General features: G+C 47.0%; 16 protein-coding genes. 12 read left to right on the plus strand and 4 right to left on the minus strand.

The annotated features are described in order from the left end of the window. Window positions 1-52: 52 nt before the first annotated feature. Window positions 53-835, minus strand: coding sequence for a hydroxyacylglutathione hydrolase (gene gloB, locus ACJJH9_RS06525; protein ID WP_444924686.1), 783 nt, complete (start codon window positions 833-835; stop codon window positions 53-55). Between the two features lie 223 nt (window positions 836-1,058). Between gloB and ACJJH9_RS06530 the strand changes: the two genes are divergently transcribed. Genes ACJJH9_RS06530 through dnaQ form a run of 3 tightly spaced genes read left to right on the plus strand, consistent with a single transcriptional unit; the run spans window position 1,059 to window position 3,077 of the window. Next, window positions 1,059-1,847, plus strand: a complete 789-nt coding sequence (locus tag ACJJH9_RS06530) for a class I SAM-dependent methyltransferase (protein ID WP_444885412.1) — start codon at window positions 1,059-1,061, stop codon at window positions 1,845-1,847. A 50-nt stretch (window positions 1,848-1,897) separates the two neighbouring features. Next, a complete protein-coding gene (rnhA, locus tag ACJJH9_RS06535) occupies window positions 1,898-2,329 on the plus strand; it encodes a ribonuclease HI (RefSeq protein WP_252085386.1) in 432 nt (143 codons plus the stop codon). Between the two features lie 19 nt (window positions 2,330-2,348). Then, the gene (gene dnaQ / locus ACJJH9_RS06540; RefSeq protein WP_444924687.1) at window positions 2,349-3,077 is read left to right on the plus strand and encodes a DNA polymerase III subunit epsilon; all 729 of its coding nucleotides are present in this window, start codon (window positions 2,349-2,351) and stop codon (window positions 3,075-3,077) included. 113 nt (window positions 3,078-3,190) lie between these two features. Here the strand turns inward: dnaQ and nhaB are convergent, their stop codons facing one another. Beyond that, window positions 3,191-4,726, minus strand: coding sequence for a sodium/proton antiporter NhaB (gene nhaB / locus ACJJH9_RS06545; RefSeq protein ID WP_444888921.1), 1,536 nt, complete (start codon window positions 4,724-4,726; stop codon window positions 3,191-3,193). 372 nt (window positions 4,727-5,098) lie between these two features. On the opposite strand from nhaB, the gene ACJJH9_RS06550 reads away from it, so the two are divergent. From ACJJH9_RS06550 to ACJJH9_RS06585, 8 genes are all read left to right on the plus strand, one after another. After that, window positions 5,099-6,808 (plus strand): FimL-related protein, encoded by a 1,710-nt coding sequence (locus tag ACJJH9_RS06550; protein ID WP_444924688.1) that lies wholly within the window; start codon window positions 5,099-5,101, stop codon window positions 6,806-6,808. Between the two features lie 20 nt (window positions 6,809-6,828). Next, window positions 6,829-7,644, plus strand: coding sequence for an NAD(+) diphosphatase (nudC, locus tag ACJJH9_RS06555; protein ID WP_444885409.1), 816 nt, complete (start codon window positions 6,829-6,831; stop codon window positions 7,642-7,644). Window positions 7,645-7,689: 45 nt separating this feature from the next. Further along, window positions 7,690-8,340 carry a cation/multidrug efflux pump gene (locus tag ACJJH9_RS06560; RefSeq protein ID WP_444888614.1) on the plus strand — a complete coding sequence of 217 codons (651 nt, stop codon included), beginning with the start codon at window positions 7,690-7,692 and terminating at the stop codon, window positions 8,338-8,340. Between the two features lie 47 nt (window positions 8,341-8,387). Beyond that, window positions 8,388-9,533: a protease SohB gene (sohB, locus tag ACJJH9_RS06565; protein ID WP_444924689.1), complete on the plus strand. Its 1,146-nt coding sequence runs from the start codon at window positions 8,388-8,390 to the stop codon at window positions 9,531-9,533. 54 nt (window positions 9,534-9,587) lie between these two features. Then, a complete protein-coding gene (locus tag ACJJH9_RS06570; protein ID WP_444924690.1) occupies window positions 9,588-10,601 on the plus strand; it encodes a YhdH/YhfP family quinone oxidoreductase in 1,014 nt (337 codons plus the stop codon). 168 nt (window positions 10,602-10,769) lie between these two features. Continuing rightward, window positions 10,770-12,032, plus strand: coding sequence for a patatin-like phospholipase family protein (locus ACJJH9_RS06575; RefSeq protein ID WP_444924691.1), 1,263 nt, complete (start codon window positions 10,770-10,772; stop codon window positions 12,030-12,032). 957 nt (window positions 12,033-12,989) lie between these two features. Further along, window positions 12,990-20,348 (plus strand): FG-GAP-like repeat-containing protein, encoded by a 7,359-nt coding sequence (locus ACJJH9_RS06580; RefSeq protein ID WP_444924692.1) that lies wholly within the window; start codon window positions 12,990-12,992, stop codon window positions 20,346-20,348. Beyond that, the gene (locus ACJJH9_RS06585; protein WP_444924693.1) at window positions 20,332-20,748 is read left to right on the plus strand and encodes a hypothetical protein; all 417 of its coding nucleotides are present in this window, start codon (window positions 20,332-20,334) and stop codon (window positions 20,746-20,748) included. Before ACJJH9_RS06580 ends, ACJJH9_RS06585 begins: the two co-directional genes overlap by 17 nt. A 124-nt stretch (window positions 20,749-20,872) precedes the next feature. Here ACJJH9_RS06585 and ACJJH9_RS06590 read toward each other — a convergent pair whose 3' ends face one another. Together ACJJH9_RS06590 and ACJJH9_RS06595 are read right to left on the minus strand one after the other, a co-directional pair. Next, window positions 20,873-21,211, minus strand: a complete 339-nt coding sequence (locus ACJJH9_RS06590; protein ID WP_444924694.1) for a hypothetical protein — start codon at window positions 21,209-21,211, stop codon at window positions 20,873-20,875. A 101-nt stretch (window positions 21,212-21,312) separates the two neighbouring features. Then, entirely contained in the window at window positions 21,313-22,047 is a 735-nt protein-coding gene (locus tag ACJJH9_RS06595; protein ID WP_444924695.1) for a pseudouridine synthase, read from the minus strand. 397 nt (window positions 22,048-22,444) lie between these two features. Here ACJJH9_RS06595 and ACJJH9_RS06600 point away from each other — a divergent pair, with 397 nt between their 5' ends. Continuing rightward, entirely contained in the window at window positions 22,445-23,653 is a 1,209-nt protein-coding gene (locus ACJJH9_RS06600; protein WP_444924696.1) for an RtcB family protein, read from the plus strand. Window positions 23,654-23,744 lie beyond the last annotated feature (91 nt).

A 23,744-nucleotide genomic window follows, 5' to 3' on the forward strand; every position in this document is an offset into this window, starting at 1 on the left:
TTTGAGGGCGCTAAGCTGCTGGTCATGACTTATGGCGTTATGGCCACCTCTATTAGAAATGGTCTTTCCAGTCGCGAAGGCTGGAAAATATTTCAACTTCACTGAGCTCTTCGGGCGTTTCCCGCCCCAGATGGTGGGCACCACTTTGAGCAACCTCTGGAAATTGGCAGCGCAAGAAAGGGTTTGTTGCCAGTTCCTCGGAAATGCTGCTAGGCAGGGTTGGCTCGCCGGATTGCCGCAAGGTTTGGGTGTGGGCTAGTCGTTCACTAACAGCAGTATTTCCAGGCTCTACAGTATGGGCAAACCGGAGGTTGCCGAGCGTGTATTCATGGGCACAGTAAACAAGGGTATGTTTTGGTAGTTTGGTTAGCATTTGTAGGGAATTGAGCATCTGCTCTGGGGTTCCCTCAAATATGCGGCCACAGCCGGCGGCAAAAAGTGTATCACCACAAAATAGATGAGGCTGCTGACTGCCGCTAGCAGATTCCTCTTTCAGAATTATCGCTAAGTGGTCCAGGGTGTGGCCGGGAATACCTCGGACTTCAGTTGGTAGTCCTAACAGTAAAAATGTATCCCCGTCGGCAATTGGATTGGTTACTCCCTTGATGGATTTGGGGCCGAACACTGGGCACCCGTAATACCTATGCAGTGTTTTGATGCCGCCTGTATGATCATAATGATGATGTGTAATTAATATGCCGCTTAGGGGGGCTTCCCCTAAGGTCTTGATTACCGGCTCGGCTTCACCGGGATCGACGACCCAGTGCTCACCATCCTTCTCAAGATGCCAGATATAGTTGTCATTCAATGCGGGAATAGGGGTTACGGAGAGCATATTTGTTCTGCCTGCCAACTCAATGCCGGAACGATATCATGGATATTAACCGAAAGGTGCAGAGGAGGGTGCTTACCTAGCAGCAAGCTTTCTATAGTGTCTCGTAAATGAATGATCGACATGATGTTAAACTGCATAGCATTTAGAGCTAACCACCATAAAGGATGGCTACGGGAGTGCAGGATAATTAATTTGATTTCTGCCTGGTTCTTAAGGAGAGTGAATGACTGATAAGTCCAGATCTCGTGAGTCGATAGAGTCATCGCTATTGCGCAAAGCCAGTCCGGCCCTTTCTCACTGGTTTTCAAGCAGTCTAGGGCAGGAGATTCTTTCTCAGCAATTGGCGCTGACCCAGCCTTTGGTTGAAGGATTCTTTGGTTACCATCTATTGCAGGCGGGGGTTACTGATGCCGTAGATTTTGCCGCTTCTAGCCGTATTAATCATTGCTTTCGCTTGGCGGTTTGCCCGGAGCAGCAAGGGGCGGCTATTGTAGAGATGGAACATCTGCCACTCCCCTCTGAGTCAATTGATGTGGTCCTTTTACATCATTTGCTGGACTTTTCCACTCATCCCCATCAAATTTTGCGTGAAGCGGCGCGAGTACTGATACCTGGCGGTCACATGCTGCTAATGGGATTCAACCCCTTTTCTTTGTTGGGTTTATCACGCCTGTTATTTTCACGTGGAGCCTATCAAAAAGGCAATCAATTGAGGGCAGCCAGGATTGCTGACTGGATGAACCTGCTGGATCTCCAGGCTGAACAGATGCATCGAGGCTTCTTCCGCCTGCCTTTACAGCAACGTGAGCTACTCGCTAAGTCGGCCTGGATGGAGAGGCTCGCTAACCGCCTGCGCTTGCCTTGGGGTGGCTTTTACATCATAGTCGCGCGCAAAGAAGTGGCGCGGGTGCGGACAATCAAGATAGATTGGCGTGCTGAGCGTAAGCCTGCCCTGGTAGCAACACCTACAAGTCCCCGTGTCGCTGCACGGGGAAAACATCAGAAGCGATAGCTCTGGGGGAGTCTCCAGAAGCTGATTTACTCCTATTTCTGGCACTGATTTTGAAGCAAATTACTATCTACACAGATGGCGCCTGTCGTGGCAACCCGGGTCCAGGTGGCTGGGGAGCTCTACTGGTTTACGGAGAGCATGAAAAAGAGTTATGTGGAGGGGAGTCCCATACCACCAATAACCGTATGGAGCTGATGGCTGCGATCAAGGCATTGGAAGCCCTGAAGCAGCCCTGTGAGGTTGAATTACATACCGATTCCCAATATCTAAGGCAGGGGATCACTGGTTGGATCAATAACTGGAAAAAGAATGGTTGGAAGACGGCGAGTAAAAAGCCAGTAAAAAATGCCGATCTCTGGCGTCAGTTGGATGAAGGTGTTGCCAGGCACCAGGTCGAGTGGCACTGGGTGAAGGGCCATGCTGGACACCCTGGAAATGAGCGGGCTGACCAGTTAGCCAACCGTGGTATAGATGAGCTGTAATTCTGACGGGGAGTGAGTTATGCGCCAGGTTGTACTGGACACCGAAACTACCGGCCTAGATCCCAAGAATGGCCACCGAATTATTGAAATAGGCTGTGTGGAGCTTGAAAACCGTAAGCTTACAGGGCGTCATTATCATCAATATATCAACCCCCAGCGGCAGGTTGATGATGGGGCGATTGAAGTTCACGGTATCACCAACGAGTTCCTTGCGGATAAGCCCGTTTTTGCGCAGATCGCCGATGAATTTATGGCTTTCTGCGAGGGCGCTGAGCTCGTTATTCACAACGCCCCGTTTGATGTTGGCTTTATTAATGCCGAGCTAAAGTTGTTGGGCAGTCCACGCTGGCAGCATGTGAATGCTCATTGCAGTGTGTTGGATACTCTGGCCCTTGCGCGAGAAAAGCATCCTGGTCAAAAGAACAACCTGGATGCGTTGTGTAAACGTTATTTCGTCGACAATTCACAGCGAGATCTGCATGGCGCTCTGCTAGATGCGGAGATACTTGCCGACGTCTACCTGATGATGACTGGAGGCCAAACCGATTTGGGGTTGGCTCAGGGGGGCGATGGGCAAAGCTCTGAGGAGAGTGAGCAGGCAAAGGGGGAGAGTGTATCATCGGTAATTCGCAGGCTTCCGCAGAATCGGCCCTCTCTCAGGGTAATCCAGACTTCGGGACATGAGCAGGAAGCGCACCTGTCTATGCTTGAACTGTTGCAGAAATCTGCTGGGAAGCACTTCTGGTAAACAATAAAAAAGCCCGCTAAGCGGGCTTTTTTATTGCTGGTTACTCTTCTTATCATTGGGTCATAGCTTTGGGGCTGCCGGCTAATACTGGGTATTTGCCGGCGAATTATTCTCTAGAGAGTGTAAACCACACAAAACAGAGCTACAGCACTGAGTACTAATGTATAGGGTAGGGCCATAATTACCATGCGGCCGTAGGATAGGCGGATGAGGGGCGCAAGGGCCGACGTCAGAAGAAATAGGAATGCCGCCTGGCCGTTAGGTGTGGCAACACTCGGTAAGTTGGTGCCAGTATTGATGGCAATAGCTAGTTTGTCGAAGTGCTCCCGAGTTATATCGCCAGCAACGAGAGCCGATTTAACTTCATTGATATATACGGTGGCGACAAACACGTTATCACTGATCATGGATAGAATACCGTTGGCAACAAACAGTAAAGCCGGTTGTTGTTCAGGCTTTTGCGATAGTACGAAGTGAGTCACGGGTTCAAATAGATGTTGTTGATGTATGACTGCAACAATCGCGAAGAACACAACTAAAAGTGCAGTAAAAGGCAGCGCTTCTTCAAAGGCATGGCCGATACGAGCTTCTTGAACTACCCCATTAAAGGCCGTTAGCAATACAATAATCATCAGGCCAATCATGCCAACTTCTGCAACGTGGAAGGCCAGGGCGAATACTAGAACTAGTGCAACAATACCCTGTATCCAGAGCTCAGCAACCTGGGCGCTGGTACGCTTGCTTTCTTCTTCCTTGGAGAAGTTTACTAAAACTTCCCTAACCGCTAGGGGAAGCTGTACGCCGTAACCGAATACCTTGGTTTTTTCCAAGACTACGCAAGTTATTAGTCCGGCAAACAGGGTGGGGATGGTCACTGGAGCCATTTGTAGGAAAAACTGCACAAATTCCCATCCGGCTTTCTCGGCAATGAGGAGATTTTGCGGCTCGCCCACTAAGGTACACACTCCGCCGAGTGCGGTACCGACAGCGCCGTGCATGATCAGGCTGCGCAAGTAGGCCCGGAACTGATCTAAATCCTCACGGTGATACTCGACCACATGCTCATCGTTGGAGTGATCGTGACTGTGGTGGTGATGGGGTTGTTGTGATGCAACCCGGTGATATACCGAATAAAAGCCAACAGCAACGGCAATCAAAACAGCTGTTACGGTAAGTGCATCCAAAAAGGCGGAAAGCACAGCTGCCACTGCGCAGAATAATAGTGACAATAGGCTTTTAGAATTTACATGAATAAGGATCTTGGTAAAGACAAATAGTAACAGGCTCTTCATAAAGTAGATGCCTGCCACCATAAACATTAGCAACAAGATAACTTCTATATTCTCTACTACCTCGTGGTAAACCGCATCAGTACTGGTCATGCCCATCAACACGGCTTCGATTGCAAGCAGTCCGCCTGGTTGCAATGGGTAGCATTTTAAAGCCATGGCCAGGGTAAAAATAAATTCCCCGATTAGCACCCAGCCGGTGATGAAGGGGCCGCTGACATAGAGTAGGAGAGGGTTTAAAAGTAGGAAGGCGGCGATGGTTAATTTGTACCAGTCCGGAGCCTCACCGAGAAAATTATCTGCAAAAGCCCGGCCAAAACCGCTTCCAGACGCGGTAATTGCATTGTTGTAGGTGTTCATCATTTACTTCCATGGTTTACCCAGTTAAGGGCCAAATTGGAGTGTTGGAATTGATTGGCGAATAGCAGTGATGTGCCTACTCCCCTGTCTCTTCCCCTTGCGGCAAAGCTGTTAATTTTTGTACTGGTTGTTTTTTGTGCGCAAGAACAAAATGCGTACAGACGCAAATATCAAAATAGCAAACGCTACTGGGTTTTCCGGAAAATTCAAGTAATTTAGGGCTGGCTGCCTTATTGCCGGGGGTTTTGTCGAATATTCGGTGGAATTTGTCTGCGGAAAGGTGGACTCTTTTCGCTATTGGTATAAATTGCCGTTTATTAGGCCTACTCCACAGGGGTTGGTTGTTTTTTGTTCGGTTACAGGAAGAATGTAGTGGTGCAGGCAAAAAGTGAATTGCGCAAGATCAACATCACTTCTGTCAATGTAGTCAAGGACGAGCTGGTTGTTGCAATAGACAATGCCGCCGCTCACCTGGATAAATTTGCAGCAGATACCACCCAGAAACAGTCTTTGGAGCAGTGTGTCGCTGTTCTTAGGCAAGTGAGTGGAGTGCTGCAAATGGTGCAACTCCATGCGGGTGAATTGCTAGCGCAGGAAAAGATCGCAGCTTTGACCGAGGTGCTGGAGGGGCGCCAACAGCCTACAGAAGAGCTGATGGAAGCCTTGGGTACGGGTTTTTATGTGCTGGGTCGTTATCTTGACTTCGTGCAAAACCGAGCGATTGCGCGCCCAGAGCTGTTAATACCTTTTATTAACAATTTACGTGCGGCGCGTTCCGAGCCTCCTGTGCCAGAGAGTCACTTTTTTAGCTGTAATCTAAGTGCTTCGATACCTGGCCTGGGGGCTTCGGCGGTAATGTCCGAAGATCTTCGCAGTTTTGTGCGCAGATTTCGTCATATGTACCAAGTTGGTTTATTGGCGCTGTTGCGTGGAAAGCCTCGGGGCCCCGCTTTCACGATGATGGCGCGAGCACTAGAGCGTATTGCCAGTATTACCACAGGCCGCCCCAATGGGCGCCTATGGCTGGTAGCTGGAGCGGCACTTAGCGGCATGGCTGCGGCTGAAATGCGGATCAGCCGTTCGCGGGTGATGGTTTTTAGTATGTTTGACCGCTGGCTGCGTGCATTACAGAAAGAGTGTGATACGGCCCTGGATCAACCGGCTCCGCCAATTCTTTTAAAAGAATGTATCTATTGGCTGGCTCTTTCACGCCCTGATAAAAGTGGAGAGAAACTGCTTGAAGCTTTTTCTGCGGAGGAACTCGAATACACTGAGGATGAACTGGAAAGAGAGCGCGCAAGCCTCGGTGGCCCTGGCGCAACGGCTATTGCTGCAGTTGCAGGTGCCCTTGATGAAGAATTGTCTAGTGTGCGGAGAATGCTTGATGACATCGAGATGATCGGTGTATCGGGTATTGATGAAGATGATGGCCTGACCACTACCCTGCAAAAGGTTGCCGGCACCTTACAAATGCTTAATTTCAGGCGGATTGGAGAGAGCCTGCGTAATGCCATAGCTGAATATCAGAGCGCAGCAGGTGCTGGTGGCTCCGTTGCGGATGCAGCGTTGCAAAAGCTTACAGGCCAAGTGCTCATGGTAGATAGTACTGTGCGGGCGTTAAAGCAAAGCACCAGTATTGATCTTGATGAGTACGGTCATGCGGATATTGCATTTGAGTGCAGCCAGCTGGCCGAGGCCGAGGTGGCAGTACTTAAAGAGGCGGAAGCGGGCCTTGCCCTCATCAAGCGAGCGCTGGCGGCCTATGCAGACTCTGGTTTTGATCACGGGCATATCCGCAATGTCTCCACCACTTTAAATTCCGTTCGAGGGGGGCTGATTGTGCTCAACCTCCGCCGTGCCGCGGCCGTGGTTGAAGGTTTGCTGAACTTTGTTGAAAGCTCGGTGGATAGGCATGATGCGGCCCCTGAGGTGGAGCAGCTGCTGGATATTTTTGCCGATGCGATTATTAGCCTGGAATACTACCTAGGCGAAGTAAAGCTACATCGCCAGGCAGATGTTCAATCTCTGAATCTTGCAGTGGAGAGCTTGGCAGCGCTAGGTTGTCCTGTTGAAACGGCCTAACTTGAGAAAGGAGTCACTTTTTGGTTGATCGCTTTGAGCCTGCCGCAAATGTTTGGGAGGCTCCCGAGTTCTCCCAGCAAATTATTGTAGCGGAGGGCCTGGTTCTCTGTAGTGGAGACCGGTTCATTCACGAGGTGGATCAATTGCCACCTACTACTGCTATCTCAAGCCACTATCTCGGCGAGCTGGGAGGTCGCAGTTGCGGTGTTAGAGTGCTTTCAGCTCAGTTTGAGATTCATGGGCATGACTGGCGTAACCTGCGTAGTCTGCTTACTTCGACAGAGGAGTATCTATTTGCTTTAGCTGGCCGAGCTCTGCAGGTGGCTTATTGGGATCGAGATCACCGCTTTTGCGGCCGCTGCGGCACAGAAACCCATTACCATTCTCTAGACCGGGCCAGGACCTGCCCAAATTGTCAGTTGACGGTTTACCCAAGAATTTCTCCCTGCGTAATCATGTTGGTTACCCGTGGGGAGGAGTGCCTACTCGCTCGCCATGCCAATCGAAGAAATATCACCTATACCGCGCTGGCTGGATTTATTGAACCAGGTGAAAGTGCAGAGCAGGCTTTAAGGCGAGAAGTCCGAGAGGAAGTTGGACTTGAGGTGGGAAAACTCAGGTACGTCGGTAGCCAACCCTGGCCTTTTCCGGGGCAGTTGATGTTGGGATATCTGGCAGAGTGGCAGGGGGGGGAGCTATGCCCCGATCCAAATGAGATTGAGGAGGCTCAGTGGTTCCACTATCGTTCGCTGCCAGCTATTCCGCCAGTGCAAACTTTATCTGGACAGTTGATTCATACGTTTTCCAATTTATTGGCAGGTGGATTGAAGCTGTAGACCTTCCGTTTTTAAGGAATTGGCAGAGAGGAGTTAAGTATCATCATGTATATCGTGATCACCTTCCTAATAGCGGTAGTGGCTCTGTTCCTCGTCTTTTGGGGAGCGAGGGTACTATTGAGTGGCTCTTGGGTGATGGGTTTTTTACGCGGCTCTGTAGGGCTGGTTTTCTTTGGTTTGGCCCTTTGGATCGTTTTGGTTGCTGCGGATGTATACAGTTATCGAAATCTAGGTAATGAACATAGCGTTGGCGTTGTGTCATTTAAAAAGATCGCGGAGCAGCAGTTTGAAGTGAAGTTTTCTGATGCCGATGGTATTTCGCAAAAATTTGAGCTGTATGGAGATCAGTGGCAATTGGATGCCCGTATGCTGAAGTGGCAAGGCCCATTGATACGCTGGGGTATCGAGCCAGCTTATCGCCTGGATCGCCTGAGCGGTCGTTATCTTACCTTGCAAGATGAAAGAGTACGCGAACGCTCTGTGCATCAAATTGATGGCACAAATTATGGGGTTGATATTTGGCAGTTTGTACGAGGGTTTGATAAAAATCTTCCTTTCGTTGATGCCGTCTACGGGAGCGCAACCTTTTTGCCGATGGAGGATGGTGCAGTTTATGAGGTGCGTATCAGTCACAGCGGCTTGTTGGCGCGACCATTAAATCAGCAGGCGACCACTGCCTTGGATGGTTGGCAGTAGGGCGGCTAAATAATTTTTAATTTGCATGGCAGCAATCTGGAGTATAAGTGGAATTTTTAATTGAATACGGCCTGTTCCTGGCAAAAATAGTAACTGTTATCGTTGCTCTGATGGTGTTGATAGGTTTTATTTTTGCTAATCGAGAGCAGCTTAAAGAGAGGGTGCAGGGGCACATCAGTGTTACTCGATTGAATGACCGCTACGAGCAGTTTAAAGAAACTTTGCTCGAAGCCGTTATGGAAAAACACGATTTTAATCAACGTAAAAAGCAGCTAGCAAAGGATAAGAAAGCTGAGGAAAAAGCCCTGGCTAAAAAACATAAAGCGGCGGCCAAAGAGAAAACCTCCAAAGAGGGCAATCTAGGCGGTGAGACGAAAGAGCCACAAGCTGATGCCCGTGAGGCAGAGAAAATCTCGGATTCGACAGATGGGCGCAAGCGTATTTTTGTCACCCACTTTAATGGCGACATCAAAGCCAGTGAGCTTTCGCGTTTGCGGGAGGAAATTACTGCAATTCTTCAAGTTGCAGAGGCTGGTGATGAGGTACTGCTCTGCTTGGAAAGCCCCGGAGGAATGGTGGCCAACTATGGTCTGGCCGCAAGCCAGTTGGCACGTGTACGTAGTGCGGGCATTCAGCTCACTATTGCAGTGGATAAAGTGGCGGCAAGTGGCGGTTATATGATGGCCTGCGTAGCAGACAGAATTCTTGCCGCACCTTTTGCAATGTTGGGCTCTATCGGTGTTTTGGCGCAGCTACCTAACTTTAATCGCTTGCTAAAGCGTCACGATGTGGATTATGAGCTTTTCACTGCGGGTGAGTTCAAGCGCACAGTAACCATGTTCGGAGAAAATACTGAAGAAGGGCGTGAGAAGTTCCAGAGTGATCTGGAGGAAATACATGTACTTTTCCAGCACTTTATCAGTGAGTACCGCCCCAACTTGGATGTTGCCAAGGTTGCGACAGGAGAAGTTTGGTTTGGGCAAAAGGCTCTGACAATGGGCCTTGTGGATGAGCTGAAAACATCTGATGAGTACCTGACAGATTGTGCTAAACATGCTGACCTGTTTCAGGTGGAATACAAAGAGAAGAAAAATATCGCCAAGAAAATGGGGTTGGCTGCTGAGGCCGGGGTAGAGTCGGCCCTGACACGTCTATTCTCAAGATTGAGCGCATGGCGTCATCACGCCCAGTAAGAGATGTCGACAAGGGCAATTTATAGGGAAGTTTGTCATTAGGATAAAGCAGGCATGAATAGTTCTCAGGAAAGGGAGTTTCGGGCCATTAGGGTGGAAGAGGTGGCCGCTGGAAAATTTGATCAACTACTGGTGAAGCGACATCTCCGAGATTTGCCCAATAACCCCTTGTTGCTTAGAGTTTCCTATTCCTCTCTGAACTACAAGGATGCTATGTCTGCATTTGGAAACCGCAGTATTACCAGAGAGTACCCGCACACTCCAGGGATTGATGCCGTAGGCTCAGTGCTCGAAGACCAAAGTGGTAAATTCACGCCAGGAACTGAACTCTTAGTCACAGGTTATGATTTAGGCATGAATACTCCCGGCGGCTTGGCGGAGGTTACTGCTATTCCCTCTGAGTGGGCTCTACCGCTTCCTGAGGGGCTCAGCGCCAGGGAATCTATGGCGCTTGGTACTGCTGGGTTAACCGCTGCCCTCTGTGTGGACCGGCTATTGGAGGCTGGAGCCATGCCAGAAGATGGTGAAGTATTGGTCAGCGGTGCTACTGGCGGAGTCGGGTCAATTGCGGTGGCGCTGCTGGCAAAGTTGGGCTTTCGAGTAGCTGCGGTGACCGGGAAACTTGAAGCGGCCGACTTTCTCGCTGAATTGGGTGCTTGGAAGGTACTTGACCGAGATACTTTAGCGCCATTTGCCAACAAGGCCATGGCTAAACCCTTATGGGCTTGGGCTGTAGATACAGTAGGCGGGGAAACCCTTTTTAATGTGGTTAAATCCCTAGCATACGGTGGTGGTGTAGCGGCATGTGGTATGGCTTCGGGCGCACAGTTTCATGCAAATGTATTCCCTTTTATTTTGCGAGGTATCAGTCTGCTGGGCGTTGATAGTGTAGAGCTGCCAGTAGAAAAGAAAGCCGCGGTTTGGCAAAAGCTAGCTGGCCCATGGTATATCGGCGATAAGCTAAAACTTATTGCGGAAGATATATCACTTGAACAGGCACCGGAATTTCTGGCACGGTTACACCGAGGCCATGGAATCGGCCGCTATGTCGTTAATATGGCACTTTAGATTTCTTGAGTATTTCAGAGTTTATTTGGAGAAAAAATTACAGCTGAACAGGCGATTGACAGTCATCTGCCTCTTTATATAAGTAATGGTGTTTGTCTGTGCCTGTGCTTTTCAATAGCCTTATAGCCAGTAGCGTGATTTATAGCCTGTTTCTGTTGGAAGATGACAGTGTCTCAAGGTAACGAAAAGTCCCTGATTCCGGTGCAGAACAGCGCGTTAGTGCTCTCGGGTGGTGGCGCCCGTGCTGCTTATCAGGCCGGGGTTCTCAAAGCCCTAGCAGAAGTTGTGCCCGAAGATAACCCGCGCCCTTTTAAAATTATTTGCGGCACATCTGCTGGCGCTATGAATGCCATGATGCTGGCCGCTCACCCAGGTACATTTAAAGAAGCGATCGAGAGTATGTGCTCGGTGTGGATGAACCTGAGTGTGGAGCGGGTGTACCGCACTAGCTGGTTTAGCTTAATAAGTAATTTATTGTCTATTAGCCGTTCGCTGTTTAATCAGGGTGTTGGGCGAGAAAAACCTCTTGCACTTCTCGATAATTCCCCCTTGCGTCAGCTTTTACTGGATGTAATTAATTTCGATAATATCCAAAAAAATATCGACGCAGGCCATCTACACGCAACTTGCATTAATGCGCTTTCATATAGTGAGGGCGAGTCGGTGAGCTTTTATCAAGCTGCGGATGGTGTGAGAGGTTGGCAGCGCTTTCGCCGGTTTGGAGTTTCCACCCGCTTGACGGTGGATCACCTGCTCGCCTCATCTGCAATCCCCGCAATTTTTCCTGCAGTAAAAATCGACGATATTTACTACTGCGATGGTGCAATTCGTCAAATGGCTCCCATCAGCCCGGCCTTACACCTTGGAGCTAAGCGTGTCTTTATCGTAGGTGTTTCCGATAACCGCTCTCCAGTTCACTGGGGTAGTCGGCGTAGCAATAATCAGGTTCATTCTCCCTCAATGGCCCAGATTACTGCTCAGTGGTTCAATGCTGCTTTTATTGATAGCTTGGAAGGGGATTTGGAACATTTGGATAGGGTTAATACCTTACTGGATTCTGTCGAAGAAGATAAATTTGCCGATCTCTCTCCTCTTCGGCCAGTAGAATCCGTGGTTATTGAACCATCGCAGAGTCTCGCCAGATTGGGAGGGAGAAAATTAAAGTATCTACCGCCGGCGTTGCGTTGGTTATTTCGCTCCACAGGCGCGACGCGGTCTGGTGGCGGAGTCTCCGCGGCAAGTTACTTGCTTTTTGAGCGGCCCTATATTGAGGAGTTGATTGAGCTTGGCTACCAGGATGCAATGTGGGAGAAAGATAAATTGAAATACTTTCTGCGTCCAACTGTTGAGATTTCTGAAGTGAGAAAGGGGTTGTTTGGCATTGGAGGGAAAAGTTTGGAGCGGGGGGCGCATGAAGGTCCAGAAAAATAGTTTTTGCATTATAGTTTATGGTTTGTAATAAAAATTGATCTGCTGGGGGCTACCTTTATCTCTAGTTATCGGGTTGTCAGGCTTACTTTTGGATAAGTCTGGTTTTTTTATGGAAGATAGGTTTTTTTGGTTTTGATGGCGGCGTCAAGCTTAAAGGCAAAGTCAAAAATAAATGCCCATAGCCTATAGCCCATTGTGATGCAAGCCGACATAAGGTCGAATTGCTAGATTTGGCGAAAGAGTTCGATCTTACCCATAAGACTTAAAAGATGCGTGGTGTGTTTAAGGATGCTTTTGATTAGTATAAGGGGGCCGTTTTCAATGGCGAAGAGGGTGCCGGGGGGGTAGAGTCAAATTCTAAAAGCCTAATGAGCACTATTATTAAATAGATATACCCTATAAAACCCTTCCCACAGGCATATTTTGGTCTTCAATGACCTAAGAAAGCGTAATGACTTTATGTCCCTCCGTTTAGTGTGGCGTATCTTGTTGCCATATGCCCCGTCCTGCTCCACGCTACAGTTAGATGTGATTTTTCTGAAATGATCATGCGGGTTGGGGGTTAAACTGATTTCCTGTCAATAGAGTGCTCAAGTAAGGTAGAAAAATTCAAGGTTGAATCTTAACTGTTTCTGGAGGGTGGGCGGTCGTTGGGTGTTATATCTTTCTGTTTTGGTTTTTTATCTCTTATTTTTTAAGTCTTGAGAAATTTTCTCCTAAAAAATATTTTCAGTTTGTTTTTAAGTGAGGTTTTATTGTGGTGTCGGGCTTAATGATTTTCTGGCTTATGGTGCCACCCCCGTTAAATTGATAAGGGCATGCTGCTGGTCAAGACTTTGGCTTATCCTTGAAGTGCTTGAACCTAGGGGATAAGTAATTGACGCCAAGTGTAAGGGTGTGCAAAATTGCCGATTTTGTACATTTGTACCATAAGCTTGGGGCCATTGGGGAAGCCAGATGTTTCATTTGAGCAATAGTAATGCAGTTCAGTACGTATTTAGATGGCTTATTTTATTGGGCTGTATTCTGCCTTTATCGCTCAAGGCTTCAAGTTTTGATTCCCAAGGCCAAGCTATTTATCTAAAGGATATCGATGGTGACGGTGACCTGGATTATTATGTCATCAGCAATAGCCGATATTTAATTTTACATGGAGATATTGCCACCCCGATTGCGTTGCCCCCCAGACCTTCATACGTGATATTTTCTGACGGAACTATTGCTCCGTATAGCGTGCCAGAAGATGAGCTGACTGGATTTGCAAGGCTTGAGGAAAATATTGATTTCTACTACGGTGATTTTGATGGTGATTCTGTAGTAGATATTCTGTTCAGGAGCCAAAATACTAACGAGCCACCTTTTGTAGTGGTAGGTGTTTTTGGTGATGAGGTTCCGACTTCTGTTGTTTCGTATTCGCGCTCTAGTGACCTCTCTGAATTACTAGCTGATTCTAATAATACGTTCTATGTTGATGACATTGATGGGAACGGACAGGACGATCTAGTTCTTAAGGGCAGAAAAGAATATCTCGTAGATACTGCCTTCCTTTCTAACGGAAGTCTTCCATCGATTGAGCAGGATATTGTTTCTTCGGGCGTAAAGACCCCCACAATGGCCGGTAGCTCTGCTGGTCAGTTCAGGGTTAATGAGTCAGGTAGTGCGACTTATTCGCTTGCTATAGCAGCAGGGGTGGGTACTGCCGGTGTTGTCCCTCAATTATCTTTAAATTACCAAGGTAATACAGGTAATGGGTTACTGGGCAAGGGGTGGTCTATTGGGGGACTTTCCGGAATTACCCGTTGCCGACAAACATTGGCCACGGACGGAAAAGCTTTACCTATCAGCTGGAGTCCTTCGGACAGGTTTTGTCTGGATGGCCAAAGGCTAATTAATGTTTCCAGTAAATCTTATGGTGCGGACGGCGCACAATACCGTACTGAGATTGATTCTTTTGTAAAAGTCACATCTCACGGCAGTATAGGAACTGGTCCTGCCTACTTTACCGTTGATAGAAAAGATGGCTCAACCAGTTGGTACGGTAATACAGCCAGCTCAAAGTCTTATGCCAATGTGTCAGAAGGTAAGGTTCTCTCATGGATGCAGAACGAATTTCAGGATAGCGTTGGAAATAGAATTGAATTCGAATATGAAGGTGATTCTGATAGTGGGAAGCGAATCCACGAAGTAAGATATGCATATGGAGCGGGAGCTAATGCGGCTTCAGTCCAGTTCACTTATTCGGATAGGCCTGATTACTTACAAGCTTACACTGCCGGGTATCTTTTCAATACAACGAAACGGCTTTCCAAAATCACGTCTGCCGCTGATGGTAATACCCTGCGTGATTATTATATAAATTACCAGCTGGTAGCTGATAATATCTCCAAGAATCAGACCTCTCTTATAGATAGTATTCAAGAGTGTGTAGGCAGTAATTGCTTACCAGCACTCACATTTGAGTGGTCTCAGTACTCTTTAAATTATGGAACTTCCAGTGGATCTGTTGATTTTACGGTAAACAAGAGTCGCTCTTTAAGAGATTTCCAATTTGGCGACTTTAATGGTGATGGATATCAGGATGTTGTCTGGTTGGAGATGGATACTGATAGTGCGAGTGATCAAGATCATCAAATAAAGTATGCTCTGTCAAATGGCGCGTATCTAGATCTTGCTACCTACTCAAATGGCCAAAAGTATTTATTCTCTGGGGCAAATGCAAACGAGGATATCAGCATTGCGGTTTTAGATTACAATGCTGATGGCCGTGCAGATATTGCTGTATATGATGACCGTTACGCCAGCAAAACTTGGCATGTCTATCTTTCTACTTATGTGGGTTCCCAATGGAAGCTTTCATCCGATCCAATAGATACCGGGGTTGGAGAGAGGGATGGCGTCTTTGTAGATGTCAACTCAGATGGTCTGTCTGATTTGGTTGTGGTGGCTGGCCGAACTTTACTCGTGTATCCTTTGCAGGTTGGTTTAGACCCAATTAGTTCCAAGACTTATTATCGGTATGGCTCAGCTAAAAGCTACTCATTACCGTTACCCTCCGATAAGTACGTAAGCCGTTTGACTAATTCCCCATTGAAAGCAGCTACTGCAGATTTCAATGGGGATGGGAATATTGATATTCTGATTGCTTTGGAAAAGCCTTATGTTAGTGGCTGTAAAGATTCTCTCAATAAAGTGTTGGACTTGGATCTTTGCCTTGATTCAAATGGGGATTTGAAAAGCGGTTATTCATATATTTATTCGGCAGGTCCTTCTGGGCATGCGGCTTTTGTATATAACGCTGAAACAGATAGCTACGACCTTTTTGCAAGCCTGGGAGGTAATACTGCAAAGTCTCATGTCGCAGCGGACTTTAATGGTGATGGTTTAACTGACCTGCTATTGCAGGAATCTTCTTCGTCAAATCTTTATCTCAGTACTGGGAAACAACTGGTAAAAGTAACCCCTAGCAGGTTTGCTTCAGAGCAAGCTGGAGCCCTGGACTATAACCAGGATGGGATGCTGGATGTTTACTGGCCTGATCATGATGCGGGATTGTTGCGGGTAGAACTTTGGGATCCCCAGACTTCCAGCTTTGGAAAGTCTATCTCTATTCAGACTGTGCCCAATAATGACGATTACCTACACATCTTTGCTGATATCAATGGGGATAATCAGCCGGATTATCATAAGATAAGCGATGAAGGCTTTTTAACATCCTATGTATCCAACTATGGGAACTCTGCAAATAGGGATATTCCCAACAAGGTATTAACCAAAATTGACAATGGGCTGGGTAATACCACTGATATCTCCTATACCAGCACCATTAGGAGTTGGTTCTATAGTCGCCTTGAAATGTCGAAAACCCTTGAAGGTAAGGAGTGTACTACTACTCCGTCTGAGAGAGATGAGAACGGCGTAGAGATCCCCGGAAGTACATATTGTTATCTAAAGCAGGCCGCTAACACGGCGGACTTTTATACTGCACTGAATGGTCCATGGGTCCTTCCGGAGGATAGTGTCACCCTAGGAAAAGATACACCGGTTCTCGATGTGTTGATACCGATGTACTTAGTTTCTAAAGTGGAGAGTACTTCTCCAGCTGCCGGCTCCTCTCCCGGTGCTGTTGATTACACGGCGAAAAGTGCTGTTTCGTATGAATACGCACAGATGAAACTGCAGGCTGCTGGGCGAGGGATGCTGGGCTTCCAGAAGATCTCCACAACTGATGAGCAAACGGGTGTAGAGACATCCACTTACTACCGCCAGGACTACCCGTTCACTGGTATGCCCTTGCAAACTGAGGTTCGGTCTGCCTCAAAGGCATTGATACGAAAGGCTGCCAATACCTGGAGCTTGAAGGGTTGGAATGGTTCTGACACCTCTGTGTATCCTTATCAGCCATATCTAGAAAAGGTAGTAGAGGAAACCTATTCTCTTGAAAATAACGGAAGTTCACATGGTGAGCACCTGCAAACCGTTATCACAGAGAATAGTTATGATAATGATGGAAACGTTACCTCAATAAAATTAAGAACTATTGATGAGGCCACTGGTGAGCAGTTTATTAAAAATACACTCAACTGCTTTGGCGGTTCTATGGCTGTCCATCCGAGCTCACTTTGTTCCGGTGGCACTAATTGGGAGTCAGAAAAGGGGCGCTTGAGCTTTACCAGGGTAATCAACAGCCGCCCGGGCCAGGCAGATCATGTTCGTGAATCTGCCTTTACTTATCATACCGTTGGAAGTTTAAAGGGCCTGCTCCTTACTGAGGTTGTTGAGCCAAATAATACTGAGTTTACGCAAACTACTACTTATGAATATGATGGCTTCGGTAACATTCAGAAGAAGACTTTGAGCGCAGAGGGTGAACAGAGTCGCTATACACGGACTGTTTATGATATTTCTGGGCGTTTTGCGAATAAGAATTACAATAGTCTTGAGCATTTAACAGAAGAAGTAATCAGTCGAAATGCATATGGAGCGCCCTTGGAAGTTCATGGGCTGAATGGCTTTAAGAGTTACTTTAGCTATGACGTGTTGGGCCGTGAGACTTATCGCTACGATAACTCTGGAGCGGATGCACGAACTCAATATTCACTCTGTGGTTCAGGTTGTATTACCGGTGCAAAATATAAGGTTGTAAAAAGTAACAGCACTGGATCTACCTCTGTCGAGTATATGGATGCGCTTGGAAGAGCAATTCGTACAGAAACTCAGGGTTTTGATAAAACTATTTATATTGACCAGGAATATGACAGTCTTGGCAGGGTGAAATATGTCAGCGAGCCTTACTTTTCTGGTAATGGCCGGGTTTGGAGTAAGACTGAATATGACCTGTTAGGGCGAGCAGTAAAAGTTACTGCACCTGATAGTTCGCAGTCCTCAGTCATTTATGATGGTCTCACGACTGTTACAGTAAATGATAAGGTTCAAAAGAAAACAGAGAAGAAAAATGTTCTCGGGGAGTTGGTAGAAGTTATTGATGCGCTTGATGGTCGTATCAGCTATGAATACGATAATCAGGGCAATCTTCATAAAGCCCACTCTTGGGGACTAACAAATTCGGCAGGAACACATGTTGAAGAGAATGATGGCCTCACCTATCCAATTTCTGTTGTAATTTACTACGATGATTTGGGCCGCAAGACCAGGATGTATGATCCAGATAAGGGTGAGTGGTCCTATACCTATACCAAGTATGGCGAAATCGAAACCCAGACCGATGCCAATGGTCATAAGGTCGAGTTCACTTATGATACTTTGGGGCGCAAAAAAACTCGTATCGATCGCCGCAATGGCAGCACTATTACCGGTAATGTAACTTGGCATTACGATACCGCCAGCAATGGGGTGGGGCAGCTCGAGTTGGTGGAGGACTCCATTAGCGGCTACCAAGTGCTCTATCAGTACGATGGTATTGGCCGTAACAATACACAACTGGTGGATTTCGATGGTACTGGCCCGCAAGTGGCTTATGTGACTACCACAGAGTTTGATAATTTTGGGCGTATAACTAAAACCTATGATGCTCTAGATGATTTATTGGTTGATAGTCAGTCTGGCACTGAAAACCATTACAACAGTTATGGGTACCTTGAGAAGATCACTGATCTGGCTTCGGGGGATTTGGTTCAACAGGTGTTAGAGCATACTGCCAGGGGGCAATTAAAGCGCCAGCTATTGGGGAATGGTGCAACGAATGCTTACGGATATGATAATGAGACTGGATATTTGTTGACTCAGACCTCAGATGTATTGGGGATATTCGGTGTTCAGAATATTAGTTACAGCTGGGATACTCTTGGGAATTTGAGAAATCGCCATAACCAGAGTGGCAGTAAAGATCTCAGGGAAAGTTTCTGCTACGACGCCTTAAATCGGCTGGTGAAGAGCCATATCGGCTCGGGTGACTATAACTGCTCAGGATTGGCCTCTTCTCAGCAGGATCTGCGTTACAACACTATCGGTAATATTGTCTATAAAGCCGGTGTTGGTGATTACACATACGGAAATAATGCGGGCCCACACGCCGTTACCTCTGCTGGAGGTGTCGCCTATCGCTATGATAACAATGGCAATATGGTTTCCGATGATTTTGATGGTGGTCGTAAAATTGAGTACACCACCTTTGATAAGGTAGAGCGAATCGAGAAAGGAAACCATATAACTGAGTTTCTCTATGGTACTGAGCGTTCTCGTTACTACCGTAAGGATACCAATGGCACAACTGGTGAAGTCACTGAAACCTGGTATATCGGCAACATCGAGCGTATTGAAAAGTCCTCCAACCCTGGTGAAATCCAGTGGAAGCGTTACCTTGCGGGGACAGCGATCTATACCCTGACTACAAACTCTAACTATGCAGTACAGTTTACAGAAAAAGTATTCCAGTACCTGGATCACCTGGGCTCAGTAGACTTGCTCACCGATGAGGGCGCAAATGTAATTCAGCAAATGTCCTTCGATGTGTGGGGGCAGCGCCGCAATTCTTCGGATTGGAGTGCGCTGAGCCAGTCTAGCCTAGCTGGCTTTGATACCGTCAATACTACGCGGGGATATACCGGCCATGAGATGCTGGATGCAGTAGGGCTCATTCATATGAATGGGCGTATCTACGACCCAAGGCTGGGGCGCTTTATGCAAGCGGATCCGTTTGTCCAGGCGGCAACGGATACCCAGATGTATAACCGCTATTCCTATGTGCGTAATAATCCCCTGAATGCTAGTGATCCTAGTGGTTATTTTCTGTCTATCCTGATAGACCAAGTTATAATCAAATCTCTGCCGGCCCCTGTAGCAGATATGGTTCAGTTATTTGGATCAATTATTACTAGCATATACTGTGGGCCTTGTTCGATAGCTTTTAATGCCTATTTTTCAGCTCAGCGTGGCTATGCTGCTACCGGTGATTTCGGTGCTGCCATGAAAGCAGGGCTTGTTTCCGGTGCGAGCTCGGCGGCATTTTACGGTATCAGTAATGCAACTGGCCTTACTGGAGGAGAGCGTATCTTTGTTTCGGCTGCGGTAGGCGGAATAGTTTCTGAACTCCAGGGGGGTAAATTTGGACACGGCTTTGTATCTGCAGGTTTATCAGCCTGGGCGGGTCAAAGTGAGACTTTCGGGGGGGGGGGTGGTCCCACACCGGAGGGAGCAATTGTGGCAATGCTTATTGGAGGTACGTCTACTGCAATCTCGGGTGGGAAATTTGCAAATGGGGCGGTTACTGGAGCTATGTCATATGTAGCTTCTTCCATCAGGCAAGTGGGGACTGAAGGAGATGGAACTGTACCAACACCTTCCCCTGTTTTAGCTGGTAATAAAGAAAAGAGAATGGCTCTTGATGCAGAACTGGCGACAATTAATGAGAGTGCTGCACAAGAAATAGCAGATAATCCGGATGGGGTTGCTCAATGGCTGCATGACAAAGCTTACGGGATTTCCACAAGATATAAAGTGGAGCTTGGTGCGGGAGTTCGTAAATATGGGGATGGGTATGGTTTTGATCAAGTGGTAACAAGCTATCATATTGATAGTGTTTCCATTGGTAGAACTCCAAGAAGTGCTGGTTGGGCTGGGAGGTGGCATACTCATCCAGCTTCAGCCAGCAAGTTTCATTCTTGGGATTTAAGATACCCTATAATGTTTGGGGTTAATGGGTATCTTTCGAATCAACAGAGTTTATATAAGTTTAATTGGTCCTCATTCAATAACGCAATGAGCAAAGCACTACCTGTTTCTGCAACTAATGCACAAATAGGGAGATTTATCAAAGACGTAAAATCTAACGGAGGAGCCCCCTATGTCAGTGAGCTCTAAACTTTCGGTTTTATTACTATTCTTTTGTAGTAGTGCTCTCGGATATGAGAGTCTAACCACTGAGGTTAATTTTTTCTCTTTAATGGCATCTCCGGCAAAATATAAAAATAGAGATGTTGATGTGGTTGGTGTGCTGGGGCTCGGATATGGACGAGAAGGGCATCTCTATTTCTCGAGGGAGCAGTATGAGGCAGGTATTACAAATAATGCCATTAAGGTAATCCTCCCAAAGGGGTTTCAATGCTCCGGGAGCTGCGGAAAATACTATCTTTTATCCGGTACGGTGAGGGTCGACAATGGAGGGCAGTTAAGGTTTATAGATGATGTGCAGTATATTGTTTGGGCTGGTAATTATCTGTGGCCGGCTGAGAGAAAGATAGAAGAAGAGAGTGATAAGTAGGTTTATATTTGGTGGTAAATGATAGTGCCAGTTGAGTCTTATAGTAAGATGTTTAGGGCTCTCAGGTTTTTCTGAAGCCCTTTCTCCATTCCTTATTGCTTTCCCTATATATAATAAAAAACAATTACCGCATACGTAGTCTGACAAATTCAGCTGCACTACCTATGCAGGAATCACTTGTCTGAAAGTCGATGGTACGGTTTGCCGCCTGGGCTGCTAGGGCGATAGATAGCGCGTGGGAACAGTAAGAATTTTCCGTTGAACAGGCTATGATGGCATTGTACTTGGCGCAGGACGGTTGCTTATTCATTGATTCCATCAAGTGGATATAAACCATATTGCCACTAAGAGCCTCTACCAGGCGAACAGCCTTATCTTCGTCATCCAGTGCAAAGGCGCCGGTGGAGATGGCTGATAATACACACAGGCCGGCTAATTTTTTGATTGTGGTTTTGAATTTCATTTTTTACTCGTTAGTAGTTGGTTTTTCTGTAATTGGTTATTGGAATTTTGCTGGAAAATTGGCATTACGAGCTAATAGAGGGTTCTCGGTTGCCCAAGTCTTTAATTGGTGAGATTCCAGTTTAACTTACCCAGTAGTTCTGAAAATGTCCCTTTAGGTGTCATATTAATCTCAAATACCGTTTCACTTATCGGGTGCATTATTTTAAGTTTGGATGCATGCAGTAACAATCGTGCGCAATCATATTGTCTGGCAAAAAACCGGTTGTGTGAAGACTTCCCATATTTGGGACAACCGATAAGTGGGTGGTGGATATGCTTGAAGTGCCTGCGGATCTGGTGGCGGCGGCCGGTTTTTAGTTGGATTTCAACCAGGGAGTAACGGCTGGTGGGGTATCGATCTACTTCATAGGGTAGCTCAACGGTATCCAGTCGGCGGTATAGGGTGATTGCTGACTTGCGTGGTAGATCAGTTTTGGGGCGCTTGCGTTGATGTTTGAAATCTGCGACAGGTGGTAGAGGGTAGTCGATAACTCCCTGTTCAGGGCAATAGCCCCGGCATACTGCGAGGTATTTTTTGATGGAGTTTTCGCTTTCCAGCTGTTGCTGTAAAAGGGTGGCCATCTCACTACTCTTGCCAAAGATAATAATCCCAGAGGTAGGCTTGTCCAGGCGATGTACAGGGTACAGGTGGTGACCGCTCAAGTCCCGCAGGTATTGAAGTAAAATACGATTTTCGTTGCGGTCTATTTCTGAGCGGTGCACGAGCCAGCCCTCTGGTTTAAATGTTGCCAGAAGGTAGTCATCCTCGAAAATGATTTCAGGTTCGTTGTTCATCCGTAAATAATATGTACCATATCGCGGGGGCATTGTATGGCGGTATGGCAATCATTGCATCTGGAAATGTTTAGCTGCCTTCTTTTAGAGTTGTGGGGAATAATTTTCTAATAAATAATAAATTTTAAGGTTGACAGGCCTGAATTAGCGAATAAACTGCATGGGTAGTTTAGTAACCATTTAGTTAAACGTGGACAGCAACCACGAAGGAGCCATGAAATGCGAAATGTGGATATTAACAACCTGTTTTTTTGATCGCTTTTCATGTGCATCTGCTTGAAAAGTGATTGAGCTTTTCAAGCCAGAATTCTCTAGAGCCCTGGCATTTGCCGGGGCTTTTTTGTTTAGGGCTTTGGAGAGCTTTTAATGATTTATTGGATCAATCCAAGGACTCTATATGCCTGTAAAAATTGTGCTAAATAAAAATGCACAGCAAGGTAGTGTGCCGGTAAAAATATATACCGATGAAATCGAGCCGCAGGCCTTGCAGCAGCTAAAAAATATTGCTCAGTTACCAATCGTACACTCCCATATTGCGGCAATGCCGGATGTGCATTTAGGAAAAGGGGCAACCGTTGGTTCTGTGATCCCAACAGTAGATGCGGTAATCCCATCAGCGGTAGGGGTGGATATTGGCTGCGGAATGAATGCGGTGCGAACTTCGTTACATGCCCATCAGTTGCCAGACAACCTGAAAGCATTGCGGGAGGCCATTGAGGTGAAAGTACCCATTGGACAGGGTCGTCACAAGATGATCAGTGCCAGGGAATCTGCCTGCAAACTTTTAGCTCCCGGTGTGGATAGGTTGTTTGAAAAACATCCTGGGCTTTTTAAAAAGCTGCATCAGCCACAGAAAACATGGGTTACCCAGATGGGGACCCTGGGTGGCGGCAATCATTTTATTGAAATTTGTCTGGATGAAAATAATGCGGTTTGGGTGATGCTGCACTCAGGCAGTCGAGGTGTTGGCAATGCTATTGGACAGCACTTTATCCAGTTGGCTCGAAAGGATATGGCAGGACATGTACGTAATCTGCCAGAAAAAGATTTGGCTTACTTTTCCGAAGGTAACCACCATCTTGATGATTACATCGAGGCGGTAAGCTGGGCCCAGGAGTACGCTAGAGTTAATCGGGAAGAAATGATGAAGTTGGTTTTGAATTGTCTCAAAAATCATCTGCCAAAATTTACGCTCACCAGTGAGGCAATCAATTGCCATCACAATTATGTCGTGCGCGAACGCCATTTTGAGCAGGATGTTTTTATTACCCGTAAAGGGGCGATCAGTGCGAAAAAAGATCAGCTGGGAATTATTCCAGGCTCAATGGGAGCCAAGTCCTATATTGTGCGTGGACGTGGTATTGCCGAATCATTCCACTCATGCGCTCATGGAGCTGGCCGCAAAATGAGTCGTAGCGCAGCGCGCCAGAGGTTTACCAGGCAGGATCTTGAAGAACAAACTAGGGGTGTTCAATGCCGTAAAGATAAGGGAGTGATTGATGAAATTCCGGCGGCCTATAAAGATATAGATCAAGTTATGGATAATCAGTCAGACCTTGTCGAAGTGGAGCATACCCTGCGTCAGGTAATATGTATTAAGGGGTAGACTTCTAGTTTGTAGCAGTTTTGAAAAGGAGTTATTTGATGTGGCATAAGCCGGTTACTTGGCTGAGACTAGCAGGAAAATACCTTGGCTG

It is taken from the genome of Microbulbifer mixtoriginis (SeqCode) (assembly GCF_052466715.1).